General features: G+C 52.6%; 24 protein-coding genes and 1 pseudogene. 10 read left to right on the top strand and 15 right to left on the bottom strand.

Going from position 1 to position 25,290, the window contains the following annotated elements:
• The first annotated feature begins 78 nt into the window (after positions 1-78).
• The 3 genes from KOSB73_RS14980 (at position 79) to hslJ (ending at position 2,281) form a co-directional block, all read left to right on the top strand.
• Positions 79-576: a DedA family protein gene (locus KOSB73_RS14980; RefSeq protein ID WP_004139154.1), complete on the top strand. Its 498-nt coding sequence runs from the start codon at positions 79-81 to the stop codon at positions 574-576.
• Between the two features lie 149 nt (positions 577-725).
• Positions 726-1,715 (top strand): 2-hydroxyacid dehydrogenase, encoded by a 990-nt coding sequence (locus tag KOSB73_RS14975; RefSeq protein WP_004139156.1) that lies wholly within the window; start codon positions 726-728, stop codon positions 1,713-1,715.
• A gap of 125 nt (positions 1,716-1,840) precedes the next feature.
• On the top strand, positions 1,841-2,281 hold the full coding sequence (gene hslJ / locus KOSB73_RS14970; protein WP_004139159.1) for a heat shock protein HslJ: 441 nt from the start codon (positions 1,841-1,843) through the stop codon (positions 2,279-2,281).
• Here hslJ and KOSB73_RS14965 read toward each other — a convergent pair.
• From KOSB73_RS14965 to KOSB73_RS14920, 9 genes are all read right to left on the bottom strand, one after another.
• A complete protein-coding gene (locus KOSB73_RS14965) occupies positions 2,278-2,550 on the bottom strand; it encodes a putative hemolysin (RefSeq protein ID WP_024358353.1) in 273 nt (90 codons plus the stop codon). The genes hslJ and KOSB73_RS14965 overlap by 4 nt on opposite strands.
• Before the next feature lie 813 nt (positions 2,551-3,363).
• Positions 3,364-3,663, bottom strand: a complete 300-nt coding sequence (locus KOSB73_RS14955; RefSeq protein WP_004139169.1) for a hypothetical protein — start codon at positions 3,661-3,663, stop codon at positions 3,364-3,366.
• A complete protein-coding gene (locus KOSB73_RS31150) occupies positions 3,660-5,519 on the bottom strand; it encodes an S-type pyocin domain-containing protein (RefSeq protein ID WP_053086483.1) in 1,860 nt (619 codons plus the stop codon). Before KOSB73_RS31150 ends, KOSB73_RS14955 begins: the two co-directional genes overlap by 4 nt.
• On the bottom strand, positions 5,516-6,694 hold the full coding sequence (locus KOSB73_RS14945) for a tail fiber domain-containing protein (protein WP_064410615.1): 1,179 nt from the start codon (positions 6,692-6,694) through the stop codon (positions 5,516-5,518). The genes KOSB73_RS31150 and KOSB73_RS14945 overlap by 4 nt, the downstream gene beginning before the upstream one ends.
• A gap of 228 nt (positions 6,695-6,922) precedes the next feature.
• A complete protein-coding gene (locus tag KOSB73_RS14940) occupies positions 6,923-7,465 on the bottom strand; it encodes a glycoside hydrolase family 108 protein (RefSeq protein ID WP_064410614.1) in 543 nt (180 codons plus the stop codon).
• Positions 7,466-7,472: 7 nt separating this feature from the next.
• On the bottom strand, positions 7,473-7,745 hold the full coding sequence (locus KOSB73_RS14935) for a phage holin family protein (RefSeq protein WP_024358358.1): 273 nt from the start codon (positions 7,743-7,745) through the stop codon (positions 7,473-7,475).
• Complete coding sequence (locus KOSB73_RS14930) at positions 7,735-8,127, bottom strand: phage holin family protein (RefSeq protein ID WP_098140634.1); 393 nt, start codon at positions 8,125-8,127, stop codon at positions 7,735-7,737. The genes KOSB73_RS14935 and KOSB73_RS14930 overlap by 11 nt, the downstream gene beginning before the upstream one ends.
• A gap of 76 nt (positions 8,128-8,203) precedes the next feature.
• Positions 8,204-8,566: a transcriptional antitermination N peptide gene (locus KOSB73_RS14925; RefSeq protein ID WP_004139179.1), complete on the bottom strand. Its 363-nt coding sequence runs from the start codon at positions 8,564-8,566 to the stop codon at positions 8,204-8,206.
• Positions 8,567-8,993: 427 nt separating this feature from the next.
• The gene (locus KOSB73_RS14920; protein ID WP_049090298.1) at positions 8,994-9,695 is read right to left on the bottom strand and encodes a S24 family peptidase; all 702 of its coding nucleotides are present in this window, start codon (positions 9,693-9,695) and stop codon (positions 8,994-8,996) included.
• Positions 9,696-10,154: 459 nt separating this feature from the next.
• Here KOSB73_RS14920 and nifJ point away from each other — a divergent pair, with 459 nt between their 5' ends.
• From nifJ to ttcA, 5 genes are all read left to right on the top strand, one after another.
• On the top strand, positions 10,155-13,682 hold the full coding sequence (nifJ, locus tag KOSB73_RS14915) for a pyruvate:ferredoxin (flavodoxin) oxidoreductase (RefSeq protein WP_064410612.1): 3,528 nt from the start codon (positions 10,155-10,157) through the stop codon (positions 13,680-13,682).
• A 355-nt stretch (positions 13,683-14,037) separates the two neighbouring features.
• A complete protein-coding gene (gene ompC, locus KOSB73_RS14910; protein ID WP_004139187.1) occupies positions 14,038-15,186 on the top strand; it encodes a porin OmpC in 1,149 nt (382 codons plus the stop codon).
• A gap of 154 nt (positions 15,187-15,340) precedes the next feature.
• On the top strand, positions 15,341-15,553 hold the full coding sequence (locus KOSB73_RS14905) for a KTSC domain-containing protein (RefSeq protein WP_004139189.1): 213 nt from the start codon (positions 15,341-15,343) through the stop codon (positions 15,551-15,553).
• Positions 15,554-15,635: 82 nt separating this feature from the next.
• The gene (gene uspF, locus KOSB73_RS14900) at positions 15,636-16,070 is read left to right on the top strand and encodes a universal stress protein UspF (protein WP_004121089.1); all 435 of its coding nucleotides are present in this window, start codon (positions 15,636-15,638) and stop codon (positions 16,068-16,070) included.
• A gap of 193 nt (positions 16,071-16,263) precedes the next feature.
• Positions 16,264-17,199, top strand: coding sequence for a tRNA 2-thiocytidine(32) synthetase TtcA (gene ttcA / locus KOSB73_RS14895; RefSeq protein WP_004139190.1), 936 nt, complete (start codon positions 16,264-16,266; stop codon positions 17,197-17,199).
• 43 nt (positions 17,200-17,242) lie between these two features.
• On the opposite strand, the gene dbpA is transcribed toward ttcA, so the two are convergent.
• The 4 genes and pseudogenes from dbpA to KOSB73_RS14875 all read right to left on the bottom strand — a co-directional run bounded on the left by dbpA (position 17,243) and on the right by KOSB73_RS14875 (position 21,033).
• The gene (gene dbpA, locus KOSB73_RS14890; RefSeq protein ID WP_004139192.1) at positions 17,243-18,616 is read right to left on the bottom strand and encodes an ATP-dependent RNA helicase DbpA; all 1,374 of its coding nucleotides are present in this window, start codon (positions 18,614-18,616) and stop codon (positions 17,243-17,245) included.
• 40 nt (positions 18,617-18,656) lie between these two features.
• Positions 18,657-18,821: pseudogene (gene ynaL / locus KOSB73_RS31330) on the bottom strand (proline-rich small protein YnaL); the annotation flags it as partial.
• A 277-nt stretch (positions 18,822-19,098) separates the two neighbouring features.
• Positions 19,099-20,082 (bottom strand): zinc transporter ZntB, encoded by a 984-nt coding sequence (gene zntB, locus KOSB73_RS14880; RefSeq protein WP_004139195.1) that lies wholly within the window; start codon positions 20,080-20,082, stop codon positions 19,099-19,101.
• Between the two features lie 342 nt (positions 20,083-20,424).
• Entirely contained in the window at positions 20,425-21,033 is a 609-nt protein-coding gene (locus tag KOSB73_RS14875) for a helix-turn-helix domain-containing protein (protein ID WP_098140797.1), read from the bottom strand.
• 619 nt (positions 21,034-21,652) lie between these two features.
• Here KOSB73_RS14875 and KOSB73_RS14870 point away from each other — a divergent pair.
• Together KOSB73_RS14870 and KOSB73_RS14865 are read left to right on the top strand one after the other, a co-directional pair.
• Positions 21,653-22,396, top strand: a complete 744-nt coding sequence (locus KOSB73_RS14870) for a DeoR/GlpR family DNA-binding transcription regulator (protein WP_064342564.1) — start codon at positions 21,653-21,655, stop codon at positions 22,394-22,396.
• On the top strand, positions 22,389-23,480 hold the full coding sequence (locus tag KOSB73_RS14865; RefSeq protein ID WP_004139200.1) for an oxidoreductase: 1,092 nt from the start codon (positions 22,389-22,391) through the stop codon (positions 23,478-23,480). The genes KOSB73_RS14870 and KOSB73_RS14865 overlap by 8 nt, the downstream gene beginning before the upstream one ends.
• Positions 23,481-23,527: 47 nt before the next feature.
• Here KOSB73_RS14865 and umuC read toward each other — a convergent pair whose 3' ends face one another.
• Together umuC and umuD are read right to left on the bottom strand one after the other, a co-directional pair.
• Positions 23,528-24,793: a translesion error-prone DNA polymerase V subunit UmuC gene (gene umuC, locus KOSB73_RS14860; protein ID WP_004139201.1), complete on the bottom strand. Its 1,266-nt coding sequence runs from the start codon at positions 24,791-24,793 to the stop codon at positions 23,528-23,530.
• Positions 24,793-25,215: a translesion error-prone DNA polymerase V autoproteolytic subunit gene (umuD, locus tag KOSB73_RS14855; RefSeq protein WP_004139203.1), complete on the bottom strand. Its 423-nt coding sequence runs from the start codon at positions 25,213-25,215 to the stop codon at positions 24,793-24,795. The genes umuC and umuD overlap by 1 nt, the downstream gene beginning before the upstream one ends.
• Positions 25,216-25,290 lie beyond the last annotated feature (75 nt).

Here is a 25,290-nt window from a genome sequence, read left to right as displayed (position 1 = left end):
TCCAGCGGGTCATTTAGCCGGGGTTTAGTTTTCTCCTGCGACACTGCTTTATACCTGCGAACGTAAACGGATGAGGCTGTGGACTTAATTATCTCGCTGATGGAATACGCTCAGGGCCGCTATTCATTGGTTTTGCTGATGGTTTTCCTGCTGACGTTCGCTAAATCCTGCGCCGTCATCTCGCTGCTGATCCCGGGCACCTCGGGGCTGCTGCTGTTCGGCGCGCTGGCATCGGCCAGCCCGGGGCATTTCCTGTTAATGTGGATGAGCGCCAGCCTCGGCGCTATCGGCGGATTCTGGCTCTCATGGCTGACGGGCCGCCGCTATCGGCGCCATCTGTATCGTATCCGCTGGCTCAATGCCGAGCGCCTCGCTCGCGGCCAGCTGTTTCTGTGCCGCCACGGCGCGTGGGCGCTCTTTTTTAGCCGCTTTCTTTCTCCGCTGCGCGCCACCGTGCCGCTGGTAACCGGCGCCAGCGGCACCTCTTTCTGGCATTTTCAGCTCGCCAACGTCAGCTCCGGGCTGCTCTGGCCGCTGATCCTGCTGGCGCCAGGGGCGTTAAGCCTCAGCTTTTGATGAAAGGTATTGTCTTTTAAAGAGATTTCTTAACACCGCGATATGCTCTAGAATTATTACTATAACCTGCTGATTAAACTAGTTTTTAACATTTGTAAGATTATTTTAATTATGCTACCGTGACGGTATTATCACTGGAGAAAAGTCTTATGAAAATCGCTGTGTATAGTACAAAACAGTACGACAAGAAGTATCTGCAGCATGTTAATGATGCATATGGCTTTGAACTGGAATTTTTTGATTTCCTGCTAACCGAAAAGACCGCCAAAACCGCCAACGGCTGCGAAGCGGTATGCATTTTCGTGAACGATGACGGTAGCCGCCCGGTACTTGAAGAACTGAAAGCCCACGGCGTGAAGTACATCGCGCTGCGCTGCGCCGGGTTCAACAACGTTGACCTCGATGCCGCCAAAGAGCTGGGCCTGCGCGTGGTGCGCGTCCCGGCCTACTCGCCGGAAGCGGTCGCCGAACACGCTATCGGCATGATGATGTCGCTGAACCGCCGCATTCACCGCGCCTATCAGCGTACCCGCGACGCTAACTTCTCTCTGGAAGGGCTGACCGGTTTCACCATGCACGGCAAAACCGCCGGCGTTATCGGCACCGGGAAAATCGGCGTCGCCGCGCTGCGCATTCTTAAAGGCTTCGGTATGCGCCTGCTGGCGTTTGATCCTTACCCAAGCGCCGCCGCGCTGGATATGGGCGTGGAGTATGTCGATCTTGAAACGCTGTACAGAGAGTCCGATGTTATCTCCCTGCACTGTCCGCTGACCGATGAAAACTACCATTTGCTGAACCATGCCGCGTTCGAGCGAATGAAAGACGGGGTGATGATCATCAATACCAGCCGTGGCGCGCTCATCGATTCGCAGGCGGCGATCGACGCCCTGAAGCACCAGAAAATTGGCGCGCTGGGGATGGACGTGTATGAGAACGAACGCGATCTTTTCTTTGAAGACAAGTCTAATGACGTGATTCAGGATGATGTGTTCCGTCGCCTCTCCGCCTGCCACAACGTCCTGTTTACCGGTCACCAGGCGTTTCTGACCGCGGAAGCGTTGATCAGCATTTCGCAAACCACCCTCGACAATCTGCGTCAGGTGGCTGCTGGCGACGCCTGCCCTAACGCGCTGGTCTGATATTCCTTTCCCTTTTGTGCTCCCCCATGGCGGGGGGCACATTCAGATAATCCTCACAGAAATCGCCTGCGATAAAGTTACAATCCCCTTCATTTATTAATACGATAAATATTCATGGAGATTAAATGAACAAGTATGCTGCGCTGCTGGCGGTGGGAATGTTGCTATCGGGCTGCGTTTATAACAGCAAGGTTTCGACCAGGGCGGAACAGCTTCAGCACCATCGGTTTGTGCTGACCAGCGTTAACGGGCAGCCGCTGAATGCCGCGGACAAGCCGCAGGAGCTGAGCTTCGGCGAAAAGATGCCTATTACGGGCAAGATGTATGTTTCAGGCAATATGTGCAACCGCTTCAGCGGCACGGGCAAAGTTTCCGACGGCGAGCTGAAGGTTGAAGAGCTGGCGATGACCCGCATGCTCTGCACGGACCCGCAGCTGAATACGCTGGACGCCACGCTGAGCAAAATGCTGCGCGAAGGCGCGCAGGTCGACCTGACGGAAACGCAGCTGACGCTGGCGACCGCCGACCAGACGCTGGTATATAAGCTCGCCGACCTGATGAATTAATAGTTACCGCAGCTTCCGCCTGCCAGCGCCTGCTCGCTGCAGCGCTTGCCGTTCGGTAAGGCGCACATGCCGATAGCGGAGCCATCAAGCTGGCGGGCTACCGATAACGAGCCGCCAACCATGGCGCAGTTTGCCTGGCCGGAGCTGCTCATCGCGGCGCGCATCCCGGGCGACACGTGCGCCGCCGTCGCCTGCTGAACAGGCTCATCATGACTACTACACGCCGACAGTAACAGCGCAGCACATCCCACTAAAAACGCAGCTCGCATCTTCTCTCCCCCTCAGATACATCTTAAAATGAACAAGCCTAAGGATAATAGGCAGCTCAGCGCGCCGCGTCGAGAGGCGAAGTACGTATTTATGCGCTGTATTAACATTTATTAGCAAATTTTTTTGGCGTCAGAAGCCTCTCAGCATAAGCACATTCATCTCTGTACGACTGAAAAGCATCATAATGAGGCAATAGTTGCCCGACAGTAAAAGATGTAGTGCTTTGTTGTGCAAGAAGATTTCCTCCGCGATAGCACTATTCATAAAGCAGGGGCCGATATTTTTATGAATTGCATATCTTCATCCTTAGTTAAAATTAACGACCTGCGTTATTTTGATGGATTAATCAACGATAATATTAATCACCTGTTTTATCAAAATGCTGAAATGTCTTATCAGAATATTTGATATGAATCAGTTGCTTATTAATACTATTTGGTAAATACTACCTCAGTGACCACTAGTTGTTATGGCAACGCTATATAATATGTTCTGCTAATAGATGTTTTATTTCGTATCAAGAAATCCATTCGGCCCAGCCACACAGGCAATCAGAAATAGCCATTGCGGATGTGTACGCTTTTTTCTCAAGGTTTAGAGACCGGTGCCCATCCTGTATGCCGGTAATAAATCCCCACCTGCTTTCAGCCCTGCCCCAATTCTAATGGTATGACATAAATGGAAGATGCTGCAGAGGTGCCAGCGAAGAGCGCCAGGTTGCTTTATTATCGAATTCAGTGACCGCCTGAACGGCCACTGCTAAGAAAAGGCAGTTACACAGAACGTATGTACAGCCCCGTATATAACCAAATCTAGCTTTTAACAGCAATATCAACGGCTTCCCTGATTGACTTCAGCAATCCTGCTTTATCACGAAGTCCTATAAATTTTCTGTATACAGGCGCCTCCCAATTGCTCCCACATATCACGTTGACACTTAAATTATTTGAACCTTCGTGGAATGACACATCTACTGAAAAATCATTTGGATACTCAACTAATAATATATCTTCATCAATATAGCCTACTGGACCATCGAAATCCGTGATAAATAATGTATCATCAGTCACCACTCCACCTTTGAAATCTATATCTATACGATTGATACTCATTTCATGTACTCCTTGGCTTTTTGCTCCGATATTGGATGAGAGTGAACAACCCCCTGAGACTCTTTAACAACAACCCACTGGGTTTCTTTTCCAGCATAAGCACCAATTACATGATCATATTTTTTCACCTTCCATGTTGGGTGTTTGGCTGTCATTTGCCCATTTTTCCATGCGTCGATATCGATTTCAGCAATATTAACATCTGGTTTGAATTTAGCACTCCCTCCATTAGCTGTTGCATTAACAATATCCTTCCAGGATACACCTTTAGGGGGATAATGCTTGTGCTTATGATTAACTGATTTTGGCAGGCTACTTAACATAACATAAATCGGCTCAACGCCGGTTCCTGTCGCATCAGGTTGCCAGTAGATGAAGTCCTGCAGCGGCGGAACATCGGCTACTGGCAGTGAGGTGGTGACAATACTGTCCGCCTGTTTTACTTCCGTGCCGGTGTGAACCGGCGTCACTGGCACTGGCGTGCTGTTGCCGGTATGGGATGGCGCAGCGGGACCAAATGGTACAGGGTTGATCAGAATGCTCAGTGACGGAGCCCCGTCCACCGCCGGTACCATGATTTTATCAAGTCCGGAGGCCTTGTCGCGTACGCCACTCAGTACCGGTACAGTGGCAGATATGCCGCCTGTGCCAGTTTTCACCAGTTTCAGAGACTGGCGCCCATCCATTTCCATGGTGATAAATCCACGCACCGGCAGGTCAACGCTTTTCATCCCCGGATCGATGATCAGTTTACCAGCTGTAAACAGGCGGGCCTGGGCGGCCATTATCTCAATATCACGCCCGGGAACCTTACTGTCGTTACCGCCACCGGCACGGGGCGAGAAGAATATCGTCGATGCAGCAGCTACCATGGCACCAGCCGTTGTGGCAGTGGCGGCTCCTGCCACGCCCACAACACCCCGCCAGAGGGCTGATGAAATCCAGCCGGAGAATTCAGCGGTAGCCGTTATAACGGCACTGGCTACACCGGGAAGGGCAGCCGGTGCCCGTACCGCCACGGCGGCCATCTGTATCATTCCCGGCGCCCGGTTTAGCAATATTACCCCCGGTTTTAACATCAGAACGGAGACAGCTTTTACCATCTCCTGGGTGTAAACCGGGGTGCCCTGAATACCCACCTTCGCAAAAAGAGCCTTTTGCGCCTCCTCAGCCTTCAGTCGTTCAGCTTCCTCTTTCTCCGCCGCAACCCTGTCAGCTTCAGCCTTTGCTTTTGCAGCGGCCTCATGCGCCCTGGCTTCCTTGAGTTCCCGCTCAACTTCTGCCTGCTGGCGCTGCGCTTCTTCCTGCGCCAGCAGTGCGGCCTGATAAGTTTCCTCAGCCTTTTTAGCTTCCCTCTCCGCCTTTTTTCTGGCTTCGTTCAGTGCTTTTTGACGGCCAATTTGCTCCCCAAGCGCCGCAAGTTCCTGGTTGTTCTGATGTGCAAGGTCGGTGACGCTCGGCCCGGACCTGGCTTTTTGAAGAGCTTTGTCCGTCACGTCTTTCAACTGCTGCATGAGTCTGTCAAGGGATGCCTTTGCTGACTGCTGAGCTGCCGTAGCGGCACGGATTCTTTCCGCCTGCGCCGCCATCGTTTTTTCCAGATTTTCGGTTGACCATTTTGCGGTGGCTTCAATGGCCGCCGAGCATTCAGCCTGAAGACGGGAAAGCGTCTTCTTGCGCTGGTCAGCCAGTATACTGCCGCTACCAGGAACAATATTTGCGTGCCCGCCAGAAAAGCCTGCGCCGCCATCCCCGCCAATCACGGTCATCACCTCTTCACCGTCGGCATTAACGCCGAGGGAAACCATTCCTGGAGGAGCTGGTGTTAGCGGTGCCGGTTGATTTTCAGCCATCATTCTGTCTCCTGTCCGTCGCGGAGCTCCAGATCGGCCAGACGCTGGTCAATATCTGTTCGCGATTCCTGTTCTTGCAGCATCAGAGCTTTGTCTTCCAGACGAGCCTGACGTTCTTCCTTCAGAGCCTCAATAAGAAGTGCTACTACCCCGTTAATATTTAGGCTGAGGGCATCCTTCAGCACACGGCCATCGTTTAAAATCACTTCAGTCCGAGAGACGGTTTGAGGTAGAACAGCCTCCACCTCTTGCGCGATAACGCCAGCTTCGCTAACCCCCTGCTTCAGGTAGGTGTAACCACTGATGCGATTCAGTTTTTCAAACGCATTATCGATTTTTTCAACCTGGGTTTTCATACGTGCGTCAGAACTGCTGTGCCAGGCGCCATTAGTATAGGCATGACCATCATTACGGAACTCATACCAGCCCTGCGCGCCACCGTTGGCCACATGTAGGCCGAGAAAATGATGCTGGCCAATACGTTCCGAGTGATAGAGGTCTGCGGATAAATCTCCTGCCCCCTGAATGCATAAACCGTTCGTTATTCTGGCTGCGTTGTTATCTATCTGGCGATAACCTTTCGCGACAAACCATCCGTCTGGATTGCGTTTAACATACTGACCCGCATCAAGTTCATTGTTAGGACGGACGCGAAGCTCATTCCACTTACCATGCCAGTCACGGTATGAAAGCAAACCGTAATCATCATGACCGGCGTTAACCCGAGCCCCCATAAGCATTCTTGTAACGACGCTGCCAGTCTTGAAATCGGTATACATAGGGGCGGAGTCATAGGTTTGACCGTTAATAAGCGCATCTGGCCCGGTCAATGTGGTAAAAACTCCCGCATTGTGAGAAACCATGGCCCCACCTGAAATATCCACACCATTACGAAGAGCAACACGGCCGTTTTTGAGGTTAAAGGATAATGGGCGAAGAGTATTCCATTGCCCGTCTTGCGCCTGCCCTTCCGGGGTGACGAGGGTGTGAAAATCATTCCCGTCATTGCGCAAGATGACTCCCGTTTTGCTACCTGCCAGGCGGAACGCGTTCTGCGATTTAGAAACGACCTCACCATCTGTCACCACACGTTTACGCAATGTAGTCAATGATTTCATTTCTAAAATATCGTCGTTAACGCCATTTAAAACTTGCGCATTACTTTTTTGGTCAACCATTTCTATATTCCTTATCGATGATTTAATTACTTACTGTATAAATAGCTGAATATATTTATCCAGCACTTCCACTTGGATTACTCCATTAACACCTGATTGCAATTCATTTAATTAATTACCCGTCACGCTCATTCTAGAAAACATTGAGAGGGATAAATCATTAGATGTATACACATTCAATTTCTCCAGATTTCGATTACTGAAATGATTAAATTAATAAAGTAGAAACTACATAGATACTCGCGTTCGCAACCAGCCATAGATAAACGATTCATTGGCATCATTTCTTTCAGCCAGCTCCAGATAATACTGCCCTTGACTACAGTTTAATGCCCGTAACAGTACAAGCTCTCCTTCGTTTCCTCTGCGAATAAGATAATGGCTCAAGGCATTTAAAGTTCTGGGCCCTATTACACCATCGATCATAAGATCCGGATAAAATGCCCCACGATGATTAAACGCATTTAACCAGCGTTGAAGCCATTTACCGGGTAGAACAGGCCCCATATTAACCCCGGCATCACACAGTTTTTCAGCGATCGCGGTAGATATTTCAGCAACATGATCGAACCGGGGCGCAATCCAGTAGTCAGCGTTGAGAATATCCAGCGCCTGCTGGCGCGTCAGTTTTTGCATATCGCCATCATAACCATGAGCCCGCGCGGTGACTTGAGTAATCCCCCAGTTTGTCGGCCCACCGCTATCATCAGCATGATTTACATAACCGCCCTCCTTTTCCAGAATGGCATTAAAAATCTCATCTTTATTCATCTATTCCTCATTTATCGATTAAATGCGCGATATTCCCTCTCACCAGGAACACGGCAATAAAGACAAAAAAATTCACGGTAACAACCAACCAGTGGGTCGAGGTATACAAGCCGAAGAGATAACGAAACGGTATGCTGGCATAAGTGATGACCAGCAAATATGCCGTATACGATATCCATGGTCGATACCTTCGGTGCCGGACGCGCCGATAAAACATCAAGCTTAGGGTAATAAAAGCGCAGAGCGTTGCGTTTACCAGCGCAGGAAGATCATTTTCCATTCGGGCGCCCATTGTTGTTGCGGGTGAGTATTTTATACAGGTCGCTGAGATCCTGATTATTCAGAAAGGTAAGTATCTTAATAATCAGCGCCGATATCAGTACGGCACCTAACGCATCTAACGGTCTATCACTATATCCTGTCCAGATAGCCAACTTTGTCCCAATTAGCCCGGCGCCCAGGACACCAACAATGAAGGACGTCATAAAATAGGCCACTAGTCTAAAACGCGTTATATTAACCGCCGTCGCCACATAAAATACCGCGCCAGCAAACGCGCCAAATACAACGCCATAATCAATACCTGTCACCAGGCCAAACATACCGGCGCCCATTAATCCACCCGCAATAATTATCGACGTACCGGAAATAGGATCGGACATATACCCTCCCTTCTTTCACTATGAGTAATGATGGTAAATAACGAAGCGCAGGGTCATTTTGCCTGGCACTGAGGCGTTACCTCGCCGTTACTTTCTTTCTTCTTTGCAAACCAAGCGCATAAATTGCCCTCTGACAGAGATAGCTGCCTGGTTCTATATAATCGTGTGCAAACTCGTGCTGATAAATAACGGTCGCTCGCACAATCTGTCGTTTATATTCCTCGCGCTGCCAGAAAATATCTTGCGCAACAAATTTAATCGGCAATGCATCCTCAATACGGCTGGGCGTGTGGTGTCCTCCCTTTGCCTGAATCTGAGCGCGGGAAGGCGTGGGCCGGTGGATGAGATCGGAACTGAGGGTTTGCGGATTTTGTAAGTGGGCGCGCTGCGCGCGGCGTCGGCCGGCGGCGGAGCCATTAAACGCGGTTTTACGGGACATTGCGGTCTCCTTTAATGAGCTTTGGCGGTATGTACCCTTAATGGCTATACCCCAAAGCACATTGCGTCATGGCGCTGGCCTTTCAGCCACGTAGATTCCGTACGGAATCGTTGTATTTCATCATCAAGATGGTGCTGTACATCAGGTTGATGAAAAAAGAATACCTTAAGGTAACTTAAAAATAAATACCCATGGGTATACTTTATGGCGAATAAATCGCAATCCATTGAAAAATGAGAGATATTTTTTAACCTGTTGACCAGCGACACCATTAAGAGCCGGAAAGGCCGAGGGAGCGCGCTGAACGGGGTGTGGCAGGGTTATGCGGGAAAAGACGCAGGTATACCCGGCTTACACGCGGCATACCGGGTTAAAACTTATCGGCTGAACTCAGTACGAATGGCGACCTGCGTGGCAATGCACGCCTTTAAACGAAGCGTTTAACGCTGTGGCTATAAATCACGCGACCAATGATCTTCAGATACTGTTCATGGCTCTCGCCAATCGTCCAGTCTGCATATTTACTGTTATCCGAGTGAACAAGCAGGCCATCCGCCGTGAACTGAAGGCGCTTCACCAGCACCGCGCCTTTAAAGGAAAAGACGTAAATGCCGTCGCCTTCAAAGTAGTCTTTCGAGACATCGACAAAAATGTAGTCACCGGTCTCAATGGTGCCGGACATGCTATCGCCGGATACGGTGATCACCTTGATATGCTCTGCGGGCCTGTTACCAAAAAGCCGCAGCGCGCCGGCAGAGTCATAGGTGATACTGCTGACCGTTTCATCAACCTCGCTGGAGACAATGCAGCCCGGCCCGGCGCTGGCCTGGGCATCCAGAACCTCAATGACATATGGCATCTGTGGCGAATCCTCTACCGGTTCTCGCTCAATATCAATATTCCCGGTGATACCGTCCATCCATCCGCGGGGAAGATTGAACGAAGATTCAATAAGTTCGACCATCTCGTCAGCTATCCTTTTCTTTTGCTTTTTGCCTTCGGGGTAGAGCATTCTTGAGACGTAAGAAGGCTCCCGGCCAAGGGTTCGGGCCACATCAACGGCTTTGCCGCCGCATAAATTATCGCGGATATAGAGCAAGCGCTGCCGTCTGATTTCGTATTTATCCATCGCAAAGATTCTAACGCCATTTACCATCAGGTATCTAAAATATAGCAAAACCCAATTAAATTACCTATAGGTAATAAAAAACGGTCTGCTGCGGCTCCTTCGTCGCAGCGGAACCGCAACACTGCTACTTATGGAAAAATGACGCCATTGATTTTGGTGTAGGGTGTCGTTCATACGTGGACACCTATGTAATACGTTGAATTAATTTATCTGAACTATGGATTTTGTCGCTACTGGAGATCAAAAAATCATGTTCCTCCGGGGTCTATACTTAGACAGTAATTCGCAAACCCGGTCCCCCTGCCGGTAACCATGCAGGGAGAAACGAACTTTTACGCTACCGGTGAAATCGCGCCGATAGCGGTTGCGCAGAATGCAGAATAGATAAGCGAGTGCTCAGAAGGTATCAATGGGCATAAAAACATTTTTTATCAAACATTTAGCAATGTGAGTATTGATATGATCACTATCGACGGTAATGGCGCGGTTGCTTCAGTCGCGTTTCGCACCAGTGAAGTTATCGCCATCTACCCGATTACGCCCAGCTCCACCATGGCGGAGCAGGCGGACGCCTGGGCCGGCAACGGGCTGAAGAACGTTTGGGGCGATGTTCCCCGCGTCGTCGAAATGCAGTCGGAAGCCGGGGCCATTGGCGCCGTACACGGTGCGCTGCAAACCGGCGCTCTCTCGACCTCTTTTACTTCATCGCAGGGTTTACTGCTGATGATCCCGACGCTGTACAAACTCGCCGGTCAGCTGATGCCGTTTGTGCTGCACGTCGCCGCGCGCACCGTGGCAACCCACGCGCTCTCTATCTTTGGCGATCACTCGGACGTCATGGCCGTGCGCCAGACCGGCTGCGCGATGCTCTGCGCCAGCAGCGTCCAGGAAGCCCAGGATTTTGCGCTGATTTCGCATATCGCTACGCTGCAAAGCCGGGTGCCATTTATACATTTCTTCGATGGTTTCCGCACCTCGCACGAAATCAACAAAATCGCCCCGCTGGCGGACGATACTCTTCTCAGCCTGCTGCCGCAGGATAAAATCGATGAACATCGCCAGCGCGCCCTGAATCCCGAACATCCGGTAATCCGCGGAACCTCAGCTAATCCGGACACCTACTTCCAGTCGCGTGAAGCGACTAACCCATGGTACGACGCGGTTTACGAACACGTTGAAACGGCGATGAACGATTTTGCCGCCGCCACCGGGCGTCAGTACAAACCGTTTGAGTTCTACGGACATCCGCAGGCCGAGCGCGTTATCGTGATTATGGGCTCCGCAATCGGCACCTGTGAGGAAGTGGTTGATGAACTGCTGAGCCGCGGAGAAAAAGTCGGCGTGCTGAAAGTTCGCCTTTACCGGCCCTTCTCCGCCGCGCACCTGCTGGACGTTCTGCCGGAAAGCGCCCGCGCCGTGGCGGTCCTCGATCGCACCAAAGAACCGGGCGCCCTGGCTGAACCGCTGTATCTCGACGTGATGACCGCGCTGGCGGAAGCCTTTAACCGCGGCGAGCGGGAAACGCTGCCGCGTACCATTGGCGGCCGCTACGGTCTCTCATCAAAAGAGTTCGGACCGGAGTGCGTGCTGGCGATTTTCAACGAACTGAGCGCCGCCAAACCCAAGCCGCGCTTTACCGTTGGCATCTACGATGACGTCACCAACCTTTCCCTGCCGCTGGTAGAAAATACCCTACCGTCGGAGGCGAAGCTGGAAGCCCTGTTCTACGGCCTCGGCAGCGACGGCAGCGTCTCGGCCACCAAAAACAATATCAAGATTATCGGTAACTCGACGCCATGGTTCTCGCAGGGCTATTTCGTCTATGACTCGAAAAAAGCCGGCGGCCTGACGGTCTCTCACCTGCGCGTCAGCGAGAAGCCGATTCGTTCTTCCTATCTTATTTCGCAGGCCGATTTCGTCGGCTGCCACCAGCTACAGTTTATCGACAAGTATCAGATGGTTGAGCGCCTGAAGCCCGGCGGTATTTTCCTGCTCAATACCCCATACAGCGCCGAAGAAGTCTGGTCGCGCCTGCCGCAGGAAGTCCAGGCCACGCTGAATCAGAAAAAAGCGCGGTTTTATATCGTTAACGCGGCCAAAATCGCCCGCGAGTGCAGCCTTGGCGCGCGCATCAACACCGTTATGCAGATGGCGTTTTTCCATCTGACGCAGATCCTGCCGGGCGATAGCGCGCTGGCGGAACTGCAGGGCGCGATTGCGAAAAGCTACAGCAGTAAAGGCCAGGAACTGGTCGAACGCAACTGGCAGGCGCTGGCCCTGGCCCGCGAGTCGCTGGCGGAAGTGCCGTTACAGCAGGTCGATGCCAACAGCCCGAACCGCCCGCCGGTCGTCTCCGACGCCGCGCCGGATTTCGTCAAAACCGTGACCGCCGCCATGCTGGCCGGACTCGGCGATGCGCTGCCGGTTTCCGCCCTGCCGCCGGACGGTACCTGGCCAATGGGCACCACCCGCTGGGAAAAACGCAATATCGCTGAAGAGATCCCTATCTGGAAGGAAGAGCTTTGCACCCAGTGCAACCACTGCGTTGCCGCCTGCCCGCACTCGGCAATCCGCGCGAAAGTGGTCTCCCCGGACGCGATGGAAAGCGCCCCGTCCAGTCTGCACTCCCTGGACGTTAAATCCCGCGATATGCGCGGCCAGAAATACGTTCTGCAGGTTGCGCCGGAAGATTGCACCGGCTGTAATCTGTGCGTCGAGGTTTGTCCGGCAAAAGATCGGCAGAACCCAGAGATCAAGGCCATCAATATGATGTCGCGCCTTGAACATGTCGAAGAAGAGAAAGTGAACTATGACTACTTCCTTAATCTGCCGGAAATGGACCGCAGCAAGCTGGAACGTATCGATATCCGCACTTCGCAGCTGATCAGTCCGCTGTTCGAATACTCCGGCGCCTGCTCCGGCTGCGGCGAAACGCCGTATATCAAGCTACTGACTCAGCTCTACGGCGACCGGATGCTGATCGCCAACGCCACCGGCTGTTCATCGATTTACGGCGGCAATCTCCCTTCCACGCCGTACACCACCGATGCCAACGGCCGCGGGCCGGCGTGGGCCAACTCGCTGTTCGAGGATAATGCCGAATTTGGCCTTGGCTTCCGCCTTACCGTCGATCAGCATCGTCAGCGCGTCATGCGTCTGCTATCGCAGTTCGCCGATAAACTTCCGCCCGAACTTAACGATGCGCTGCACGCGGAGGCAACGCCTGAGGTACGCCGCCAACAGGTGGCCGAGCTGCGCAAGGTGCTGGCAAATGAAGAAGGTGCGAAGGAACTGTTAATCGACGCCGACGCGCTGGTCGAGAAATCTATCTGGCTGATCGGCGGCGACGGCTGGGCCTACGATATCGGCTTCGGCGGTCTCGACCACGTGCTGAGCCTGACCGAAAACGTCAATATTCTGGTGCTCGATACCCAGTGTTATTCCAACACCGGCGGCCAGGCATCGAAGGCTACCCCGCTGGGTGCGGTGACTAAATTTGGCGAGCACGGCAAGCGCAAGGCGCGCAAAGACCTTGGGGTCAGCATGATGATGTACGGTCATGTTTATGTGGCGCAGATTTCCCTTGGCGCGCAGCTCAACCAAACGGTAAAAGCGATTCAGGAAGCGGAAGCGTATCCGGGGCCGTCGCTGATTATTGCCTACAGTCCTTGCGAAGAACACGGTTACGATCTGGCGCTAAGCCACGATCAGATGCGCCAGCTGACCGCGACCGGGTTCTGGCCGCTGTATCGCTTTGACCCGCGTCGTGCCGATGAAGGTAAACTTCCGCTGGCGCTGGACTCCCGTCCGCCGTCAGACGCGCTGGCGGAAACGCTCCTGAACGAACAGCGCTTCCGTCGCCTGAACGCGCAGCAGCCGGAAGTTGCGGAGCAGCTATGGAAAGATGCGACCGCGGATCTACAAAAACGCTATGACTTCCTGGCGCAGCTGGCCGGTAAGGCGGAAAAACCCACCAGCGAAAGCTAATTCGCTGCCGTTTTTATCAGCGCATAAAAAAAGCCCGAATATTCATTCGGGCTTGTCGCTTTACCGCTCAATAAAAACCATTCTCAGGAACGGAGGGTAATATAAATTCTTGAATGACAATAAAAGGCATATAACGAGCGGATAATACGATACTAAAATCGATATGTATAATTTTTATTTTGTATATTTCCCACCAAATCATTCATTATAATTATCATCATTTCATCTGAATTATTTATTTTAGATTTTACTCATATCGTAACAATTGATACTTACCATATCTCTATTTGCTCCTTTAGCATGAGTTCACTTCCCAGGAGGAAGCTAAAACAAAAACCGTTAAAGGATTGTCCAAATGAAAAGAAAAGTACTGGCCCTCGTTATTCCAGCATTATTAGCTGCTGGCGCTGCTCATTCTGCTGAAATTTATAATAAAGACGGAAATAAACTGGATCTCTATGGCAAGGTAGACGGTCTGCATTATTTCTCCGATGATTCATCGAAAGATGGCGATCAATCCTACGTCCGTCTTGGCTTCAAAGGCGAAACCCAGATTAACGATCAGCTGACCGGCTACGGTCAGTGGGAATATAACGTTCAGGCGAACAATACCGAAGGCTCTGACAACCAGGCCTGGACCCGTCTGGCATTTGCTGGTCTGAAATTCGCTAACTACGGTTCATTCGACTATGGCCGTAATTACGGCGTACTGTACGACGTAGAAGGCTGGACCGATATGCTGCCAGAATTCGGCGGCGACTCCTACACCCAGGCCGATAACTTTATGACCGGCCGCGCTAACGGCGTTGCAACCTACCGTAACAATGACTTCTTCGGTCTGGTTAACGGCCTGAACTTCGCCCTGCAGTATCAGGGTAAAAATGAAAATCAGTCCGGTGATGAAAATCAAGAAGGCACCGCCAACAATAATGGTCGCAACGTCAAAAACTCTAACGGTGACGGATTTGGCCTCTCCTCCTCCTACGATCTGGGTATGGGCGTGAGCATCGCAGCGGCCTATAGTTCTTCCGACCGTACCAATGAGCAGACCCATTATTCTACAGCCGGCGGCGATAAAGCCGATGCCTGGACCGCAGGTTTGAAATATGATGCCAACAATATCTACCTGGCAACCATGTATTCAGAAACCCGTAATATGACCCCATATGGTAATAACAGCGATACTATTGCCAACAAAACGCAAAACTTTGAAGTGACGGCTCAATACCAGTTCGATTTCGGTCTGCGTCCGGCTATCTCCTACCTGCAGTCTAAGGGTAAGGATTTGGTTATGCAGGGCAATGCTGCTAACCCGGCAGGAAATACCGGTGACAAAGATCTGGTTAAATATGTCGACATTGGCGCGACTTATTACTTCAACCGTAATATGTCTACCTACGTTGATTACAAAATCAACCTGCTGGATGAAGACGATAGCTTCTATTCTAACAACGGCATCTCTACGGATGACGTCGTCGCGTTAGGTCTGGTTTACCAGTTCTAATGTCCGGGCCCGCTGGCAACGGCGGGCTTTGTCTTCCCCTCCCGGCGATCGACTGCATTCAAAGCAAAACAATATATCGATTACCTTAAAATAATCGTCCGTTAAATGATATATTGCTCCCTGGAATTGCCGTAGCCGTAAGAGGACGCCCGCCATGCACCATCACCCCGTAACATCATCCCGAATCACCTCCGTCGCCTATGATGAATCCGCCGGCATTCTTGAAATCCGCTTTCGCGATAACCAAACGCTGCAGTATATCGGTGTCCCGCCGCGCATTTTCCGCGACTTTCTGCTGGTGGTTTCTAAAGGCCGTTTTTACGATGGCGTCATTAAAGGAAAATTTACCGAACGCCGCTGCGCCTGATGACGAAAGTGTGATTGCGCGCAATGTACAATAATCGCCTGGATGACCTACACTTTAAGTGGTTACTTAAACAGGAGGTTTTATGAACAGAATGATTCTTGTGCCCATCGATATTTCTGATACAGAATTAACCGATCGCGTTATCAAGCATGTTGAAGCTGAAGCCAGAATCGATGATGCCGAGGTGCATTTCCTGACCGTCATTCCCTCCCTTCCCTATTACGCTTCGCTGGGAATGGCCTACACCGCAGAGCTGCCGGCGATGGATGACCTCAAAGCCGAATCGGAATCGCGGCTCAAAGAGATTGTGAAAAAGTTTAATATCCCCGAAGACCGTATCCATTTTCACGTTTCAGAGGGCTCGCCGAAAGATAAAATCCTTGCTATGGCGAAGTCTCTCCCCGCGGACCTGGTGATTATCTCTTCGCACCGTCCCGATATCACCACCTACCTGCTGGGCTCTAACGCCGCCGCCGTTGTCCGTCATGCGGAATGTTCGGTGCTGGTTGTGCGTTAAACCGACTCTGCCCGCCGCCGTGCGGGCTTTTTGTCTTTTCCCCCGCCGGGCTTATTTAACCTTAAATGTGCTGACATTCCCTTCGCTAATCCGTACCATACACGCCACATGCTACGCACCAGCAGAATGCCACAATCATGCTGGCAGAACGCGTGCGCTTCTGATGCCACACTATGAATTGAGCCATTATTAAATGCTGCAGAATCAAGAAATTAGCAAGAAAGAAAAATACAACCTCGACAAATTGCAGAAGCGCCTGCGCCGTAACGTCGGCGAGGCGATCGCCGATTTTAATATGATTGAAGAAGGCGACCGCATCATGGTTTGCCTCTCCGGCGGTAAAGATAGCTACACCATGCTGGAGATTTTGCGCAATTTGCAAAAAAGCGCGCCAATCTCTTTCTCGCTGGTGGCGGTCAACCTCGATCAAAAACAGCCGGGCTTCCCGGAGCATATTCTGCCGGAATATCTTGAGCAGCTGGGCGTGGAATATAAGATTGTTGAAGAAAATACCTACGGCATCGTTAAAGAAAAAATTCCGGAAGGTAAAACCACCTGCTCGCTCTGCTCCCGTCTGCGCCGCGGCATTCTTTACCGCACCGCTTCTGAACTGGGCGCAACCAAAATCGCCCTGGGCCACCACCGCGACGATATCCTGCAGACCCTGTTCCTGAACATGTTCTACGGCGGGAAGATGAAAGGTATGCCGCCGAAGCTGATGAGCGACGACGGTAAACATATCGTGATTCGTCCACTGGCCTACTGCCGGGAAAAAGATATTGAGCGCTTCTCCCAGGCGAAAGGTTTTCCGATCATTCCGTGTAACCTGTGCGGTTCGCAGCCCAACCTCCAGCGCCAGGTGATTGCCGATATGCTACGCGACTGGGATAAACGCTATCCTGGGCGCATCGAAACCATGTTTAGCGCGATGCAGAACGTGGTGCCTTCCCATCTTAGCGACGTTAACCTGTTCGATTTTAAAGGCATTCATCACGGTTCTGCGGTGATTGACGGCGGCGACCTGGCGTTCGATCGTGAAGAGATCCCGATGCAGCCGGCCGGCTGGCAGCCGGAAGAGGATGACGCGCAGCTGGATGAACTGCGCCTGAACGTGGTGGAAGTAAAATAACGTCTTGCGTCTCAGGCGCGCGCCTGAGACGCCTTTGTCGCGCTTATTTCAGCAAACGAACCCGGCAGGCCTTACCTTTAATCTTCCCGTTTTGCAGCTGCTTAAACGCTTTATGCGCTACGCCCTGGCGCACGGCTACGTAGACATGCGCCGGATGAACGGCAATCTTGCCGATGTCCGCGCCATCAAGGCCGATATCACCGGTCAACGCCCCCAGCACATCGCCCGCGCGCATCTTCGCTTTTTTACCGCCATCAATGCACAGCGTGGCCATCTCTGCCTGCAGCGGCACAACAGTGCTATTCGTCGGCCCGTTCATCCAGTTGAGCTTCATTTGCAGCATTTCGGCAAGAATATTCGCGCGCTGCGCCTCTTCCGGCGCGCAGAGGCTAATCGCCAGACCGCTTTCACCGGCGCGAGCGGTACGACCAATGCGGTGCACGTGAACCTCCGGGTCCCAGGCCAGCTCATAGTTCACCACCAGCTCGAGCGACTTGATATCTAACCCGCGGGCGGCAACGTCGGTCGCCACCAGCACGCGCGAACTCCCGTTAGCAAAGCGCACCAGCGTCTGGTCGCGGTCGCGCTGTTCAAGATCGCCGTGCAGCGACAGAGCGCTCTGTCCGGCGGCGTTTAGCGAATCGCAGACGGCCTGACAATCCTTTTTGGTATTGCAGAACACCACGCAGGAAGCGGGCTGATGCTGGCTCAGCAGCTTTTGCAACAGCGTGATTTTACCGTGTTGCGAAGTTTCAAAAAACTGCTGTTCGATAGCCGGCAGCGCATCAACAGCATCAATTTCAATGGTCTGCGGGTTGTTCTGCACGCGGCCGCTAATCGCCGCGATCGCTTCCGGCCAGGTGGCGGAAAACAGCAGCGTCTGGCGCGAAGCCGGCGCAAAGCGGATCACTTCATCAATGGCGTCGCTAAACCCCATATCCAGCATGCGGTCCGCTTCGTCCATCACCAGGGTTTGTAGCGCGTCCAACGACACGGTGCCCTTTTGCAGGTGATCGAGCAAGCGCCCCGGCGTGGCGACGATAATATGCGGCGCGTGCTGTAGCGAGTCGCGCTGGGCGCCAAAAGGCTGGCCGCCGCAGAGGGTTAAAATTTTAATATTTGCCAGAAAGCGCGCCAGGCGACGCAGCTCACCGGCGACCTGATCCGCCAGTTCGCGGGTCGGACACAGCACCAGCGACTGCGTCTGGAACAGCGAGGCGTCAACGTGCTGGAGCAACCCGAGGCCGAATGCCGCCGTTTTACCGCTGCCGGTTTTTGCCTGCACGCGGACATCTTTACCCGCAAGAATCGCCGGCAAAGCCGCCGCCTGAACTGGGGTCATCGAAAGATACCCTAGTTCATTCAGGTTAGTGAGCTGGGCGGCGGGCAAAACATTCAGAGTTGAAAAAGCGGTCACAATTATTTCTCGCATTACATTTAGGGGCGGACAATCTGCTGGCGCGTATCGTCGCAGATCTCCGCTCCCGATGCGACAATTTAATCGGCTCATCGTCAGGCGGTGGGTCGGGTAACGGACGCGGGCGGGGTTTGGGATCGTGGACCGGTACAGGATCGTTGGGTTCCGGCGGAATGGGGATTGAGTTCAGCGGATGAATAGGCATATTGACTCCCGGTTATGGGCGGGTACACCAGTTAAGCGTAGAAGCTGAGAAACAGAGCGCAAAAAAAAGCCGACTCATTAAAGTCGGCGTCGTACGAATCAATTGTGCTATGCAGTAATTCAAAAAAGGAAGTAAGACAATATGGAGCGCAACGCCCATCGCTTGACGTTGCATTCACCTGCGAGAGAGATATTGCCCTGAATGGGTAGACGGTTTATTGATTTCGCTCAAACATTGCCGGGTTTTCATCATCATCACCGCGCCAAAAGGCGATTCTTTACAACCATTTACTACGATGCAACCACCATGTAACACCCCCAATGAGAACGACTAACATTATGCAGAAAATAGAAAAACCCATATGCCAGCTATTGCCGGGAATGCCGCCGAGGTTGACGCCAAAGAGTCCGGTTAAAAAAGTGCTGGGTAGAAAAACCATGGCCATCAGCGACATCGTATAGGTTCTACGTGATAGCGACTCCTGCATAATTTGCGCGATTTCATCGCTCATAATCGCCGTGCGGGCGATGCAGCTATCAATCTCATCCAGACCTCGCCCCAGACGTTCGGCAATATCCTGCATCCGTCGCCGATGGTCGTCCGTCATCCACGGCAGACGCTCGCTGGCAAGCCTTGCATACACATCACGCTGCGGCGCCATATAGCGGCGCATGACGATAAGCTGTTTACGTAACAGCGCGAGGAAACCGCGCGGTGGGACCTGCTGATCCAATAAATCATCTTCCAGATCGATAATCCGGTCGTGAAGCTGCTCGATAAACTCGCTGGCGTGATCGGTTAGCGCATCGCAAACATCCACCAGCCAGCCGCCGCCGTCAATCGGGCCGTTGCCCTCACGCAAATCGCCGAGCACATCATCCAGCGCCAGGACTTTGCGCTGCCGGGTGGAGACAATCAAACGCTCGTCCATATAAAGACGCATCGCGACCAGCTGGTCCGGGCGCTCATCGGTACTGCCGTTAATACAGCGCAGCGTGATTAATGCCCCATCGCCAATTCTCGTCACTCGCGGGCGAGTGCTCTCGCCGGCCAGCGCATCGCGCACGTTATTGGGCAGCAGCGGCGTTGATGCCAGCCATTCCGCGCTATCAACATGGGTATAGTTGAGATGCAGCCAGCAAGGATGCTCTTTATCAATGGTGTCACTATCGACCAACGGCTTTACGCCGCCCTGCCCGTCGAACACCCATGCAAAAACGGCATCCGGCACGTTCAGTTCCGATCCCTTAATGGCGTCCACTGGACCTCCGTTAACTCATGCACATTTCCGTAGTCTAGCCTTACGCGACGGTTACGCAAGAGCTAATCAGGGCATGCTGCTGAATTCACTGGCGAAAAGCGAGGAGCCTGAAAAAAAGAACCCGCCGGCGGCGGGTTGTGGATGTACTTTGCAATACTGTGTCTAACCTGCATTATTAGCCGCCGCCAGACGCTGGGCTGACGGGAAGGCAGGCTAGCAGGAGCCGTTCATTTTTTCTCTTCTGCGTATTGACGAGCGTTGTCATGCAAATGGGTACACATACTTTTTTCCTCCATTTTAGTAAGCAAAATAAGAATAGAGTGATATTGCCGCTTTGCAAGTTTAACCGTGACCTTTAGCGCTATTCAGATAGCGCAGCAATAGCAGCAGGTCTAAATCGTTGCGTAGATGAAATTTAGACATAATCTGGCGCTTGTGTGCAAAAACCGTTTTATTGCAAAGCGAAAGTTTTCGGGCAATCGCGTTCACCGTTAACCCCTGATAGATTGCCGCCGCGATAATTCGCTGCTGTGGGGATAGTTTCCTCTGCGGGCAACGCTCGCATCGCAACACCGATTTTTCTTCCGCTGACGGTGGGGGCAGAATCCATGAGAGTTTAATTTTCGCCATAACCTGAGAGATTTTCTCATCGCGCCCAACAAAGACGATCTCTTTCAGACAGAGCGGCAAAGCGGCTCTTCCCCGTCGGTTTCGCCTGGCAACCAAACCAATCAGCAATCCCGGTTTCCGATTTAACAACTCGGGATGACATACGAATTCTGCTCCGCGGCATAAATCCAGCACGACCACATCAGCATCCTGCACGATCCGTTGATTAAGCGATGCGGCACATTGCGTAGATAATGCGTACTCCGGGAAGAGGCCCTGTAATATAAAGTGCAATCCTAAATTAAAAAACTGATTATTATTTTTAATGACGATATTCAACATCGACTTAGCCTGCTGAAGAAAGTAAATCAAGTATTATCCAGACAGCTAACGATACGCAGAGTACCGCTATCGTCGTTTTACAAAACACGATATAAATAAACATTATTTTTCGACCTGAGAACTGGCGCCCCACTAAATTTAAGCAGAAATAGCGTTCTGGCGCGGCGAATCAGCCCCGGCTAATTAAAATCGACCCGCCCCGTTGTGGATTACCCTCCCTCGCCTTGACTAAAAAAGAGATATTGCAAAAACGTTATATCATTCATATGGATATATTTATGCTCGCCGGAGCGTCGCCACTAAAGCTGGCTTACGATCAAGCATCGTAAAAACCCACGCTATTACGGCTGAATTGAATTTTCATCTAAACACACTCATTAACTCAAGTTATTTTTCGGTGTCATTTTAGACTATTCATAGCTTGCCTTGTTGCTCCTCTCAGCGGTTATTGGCTGGCAGAGGGGCGGACTCCCCTGCGGAGAAATGGGAGAGTGGCAAACCATCCCGCGAAAGCATTCAACAAAACGTCACCTTCTGTGGGGCATCACGTTCGGCGCATTTCTTTTTGCGCAAAATGCTGTATTATGCGATTTATTGCAGCATTTTGCGGGTTTAGATTATGCACAAAACGGCCAGACAGAAATATCTAATTGATATTCTTAGCGAAAAAGGCCAGGTCACGATCAGTGAGCTGGTCGATAACCTGCAAGTTTCTGCAGATACGCTGCGCCGCGATCTCAGCGACCTCGAGAAACAGGGGCTGGCCCAGAAAAACCACGGCGGCGCTATCGCGCTCAATCTCTCCAGCATGAATCGCCAGAACAGGAATACGCTGCTACCGGATATCAAGCAGCGCTTAGGTAAAATGGTGGCGGAGAAAATCCCCAGCGGATCCACGCTGTTCCTTGACGCGGGGAGTACCGTGTTGGCCGTCGCCGCTCAGATACAGGGCCCAATGACGGTTATCACCACCTCTTTGGATATCGCCCAGCACTTCAGCGCGCGTCCGGATATTCAGCTTATTTTGCTGGGGGGAAAATGGGATATGCAGCAGCGCCTGTTTGCCGGTAGCGCTACGGTTTCGCTGCTGGAACGCTATCGGGCGGATATCGCTATTCTCGGCGCCTGCGCGCTCCATGCCGATCTCGGCCTCAGCGCCAGCCAGGAAGCGGACGCCGAAGTTAAGCGCGCCATGCTGGCGGCCAGCGCGGAACATTGGCTGGTGGCCGATCATATGAAACTCAACCACTGCGAGCCCTGGCTGGTTGCCGGACTCGCCGACATCCATCAGCTCTTTCTTGACCGGCCATGGGAAGAACTGAAGGATAACGGCTCAATACAACTCACTATCGCTGATGCTTAAGAACGCGGAGATGCTTATGACTAACGGTAAGAACATTAATATTGCCCTGATTGGCTACGGCTTCGTCGGCAAAACTTTTCATGCTCCGCTGCTCCAGTCCGTCGACGGCCTGAATCTGGCGATTGTCGCCTCGCGCGATGAAGAGAAAGTGAAACGTGACCTGCCAAACGTCACCGTCATCGCATCGCCTGAAGAGGCCATCCAGCATCCGGATATCGATCTGGTGGTCATCGCCTCTCCTAACGCAACCCATGCTCCGCTTGCCCGTCTGGCCTTAAACGCCGGTAAGCACGTCGTCGTCGACAAACCCTTTACTCTTGATATGCAGGAAGCCCGCGAACTGATTGCGCTCGCGCAAGAGAAACAGCGGGTGCTGTCGGTGTTCCATAACCGCCGCTGGGACAGCGATTATCTGGCAGTGAAGCAGGTTATCGAACAGGGGCTCATCGGCAACGTGAAACATTTTGAATCCCATTTTGACCGCTTCCGCCCGGAAGTACGCGTCCGCTGGCGGGAGCAGAACGTACCGGGCAGCGGCCTGTGGTTTGATTTAGGCCCGCATCTGATCGACCAGGCGCTGCAGCTGTTCGGCCTGCCGCAGTCGGTGCAGGGAAACATCGCCACTCTGCGTGAAGGCGCGGAGATCAACGACTGGGCGCACGTGGTGCTGAACTATCCGCAGCACAAAGTGATTTTGCACTGCAGCATGCTGGTCGCGGGTGGCGTATCGCGCTTTACCGTCCATGGCGATAAAGGCAGCGCCGTCAAACAACGCGCTGACCAGCAGGAGAGCCAACTGCTGGCGGGCGTGGTTCCGGGCAGCGAAAGCTGGGGCGCGGACGACGATAGCCTGGTGGTGTTTGACGCAGACCTGCGCGCCAGTGAAATCAGCGCGCCACGAGGCGATCAGCGCCAGTACTATATTCACGTCCGCGACGCGCTGACCGGCAAAATCAACAATCCGGTATCGCCATTAGAGGCGCTCGCCGTGATGGCGGTGCTGGAAGCGGCAGCGCAATCCGCCGAGAGCGGTACAACGCAAACGCTCGCGCTGACCGCAGATGAACTGGCGGGTCTGCAATAAGCGCCGCGCAATATGTCTGAGGGGTTGTCGCCCCCTTTAATGCCAGCCTACAGTTTCACCCGCAGCAAATCGCTGAGCCGGGTGGTGTAGGCTGGCGACAGCATCTGCCGCTTCATCTCCCAGCTGCGCTCTATCCCCTGCCCGGCAAACCAGAGCCGGCCTTTTTCACGTCGGTTAACAGAATCAAGAACCGTCATCAGCCGTTCGCTATTCGCGCGCGGCCGATAGTCGTCAAACAGGCCTAACTGCGCCACCCCCTGGCTAAAGAAATCGCCCAGCATCACGCCGCACTTTTGATATCGGTATCCCTCTCGCCAGATGGCGTCCAGGCATTTTAGCGCCGCCGCGATGATATCCCGGCTATCCTGGGTCGGGATGTGGATTTCCGTGCCGGCATCATTGCCGTAATAGACTTCATTACCCGCAAACGGACTGGTCTTCACAAAAACGGAAACATAGCGGCAGAACTGATGCTCCGCGCGCAGCTTCTCGGCGGCACGGACCGCATGGCTGCATACGGCTTCGCGCATCGACTCGTATTCGCTCACCTTCTGACTGAATGAACGCGAGCAGATAATTTGCTGTTTAGTCGGCATATACTCTTCCTGCTCAAGGCAGGGCTCGCCTCTCAGCTCCCGCACGGTGCGCTCCATCACGACGCTGAAATGTTTTCGGATAAGCGAAGCGGGCGTCTCGGCCAGCTGAAGCGCCGTGTTGATCCCCATCTCATTGAGCTTTTTCGCGATGCGGCGCCCTACTCCCCAGACCTCGCCGACGACCACCTTCTCCAGCAGCTTTTTCTGCCTGACCGGTGAGGAGAGATCGACCACGCCCTCGAATTTTGGCCACCTTTTGGCCGCATAATTAGCCAGCTTAGCCAGCGTTTTCGTCGGCCCGATCCCCACCCCCACCGTCAGGCCGGTACACTGGAGTAATGTACTACGCACATGGCGACCAAATGACTCAAGCTCCTCAGAACGATGGATCCCGGTCAAATTCACGAACGCTTCATCAATAGAATATTGATAAACCGCGGGGGCCAGCTCTTCGAGAATTGTCATGACCCGACGGGACATATCGCCATATAGGGCATAGTTGCTGCTAAACACCGCCACCTGATGGCGCTCAAACTGTGATTTCACTTTGAAATAGGGTGCGCCCATTGGAATCTCCAGCCGTTTAGCCTCGTGATTCCTGGCGATGACGCAGCCATCGTTGTTGCTCAACACCACCACCGGACGCCCGCGTAAATCAGGGCGAAAGGCCGTTTCACAGCTGGCATAAAATGAATTCACATCGACCAGGGCAAACATCAGCGGAGCCTGTTGATACTGAAAGTAACGACACCAAAAATCTCCAGCGCCTCACCGTCGTTGTGCAGCACAATGGGTGGAAAATCCGGATTCATCGGCAAGAGTTGCATGATGGGGTGCGTACAGAGGCGTTTAACCGTGTACTCGCCGCCGACGGAGGCGATGATGATATCACCATGCTTCGCTTTCAGGCCGCGGTCCACCACCAGCAGCGTGCCTTCATAAATGCCGGCATCAACCATTGACGTGCCCGTCGCCATGACAAAATAGGTCGCCGCGGGATGGCTGATACAAAGCTCATTCAGATCGATCCCCTTCTCAATGTAATCCTGCGCGGGGCTGGGAAAGCCGCAGGGAACAAGGTCGCTAAACAGCGGAATCGACACGATCTTTCGCCATTCAACCGGTTGATAAAACATCATATTAGATTCACCCGTGATAATACTGTATTTATATACAGTATCAATAGTTCATCCGAGTTTTTCAAGTCGCCCGTC

The sequence above is a fragment of the Klebsiella grimontii genome, assembly GCF_900200035.1.
In the GTDB taxonomy this organism is placed as follows: domain Bacteria; phylum Pseudomonadota; class Gammaproteobacteria; order Enterobacterales; family Enterobacteriaceae; genus Klebsiella; species Klebsiella grimontii.
The sequence above is the reverse complement of the archived record's forward strand: the minus strand, read 5'-3'. Positions and strand labels throughout refer to the sequence as shown.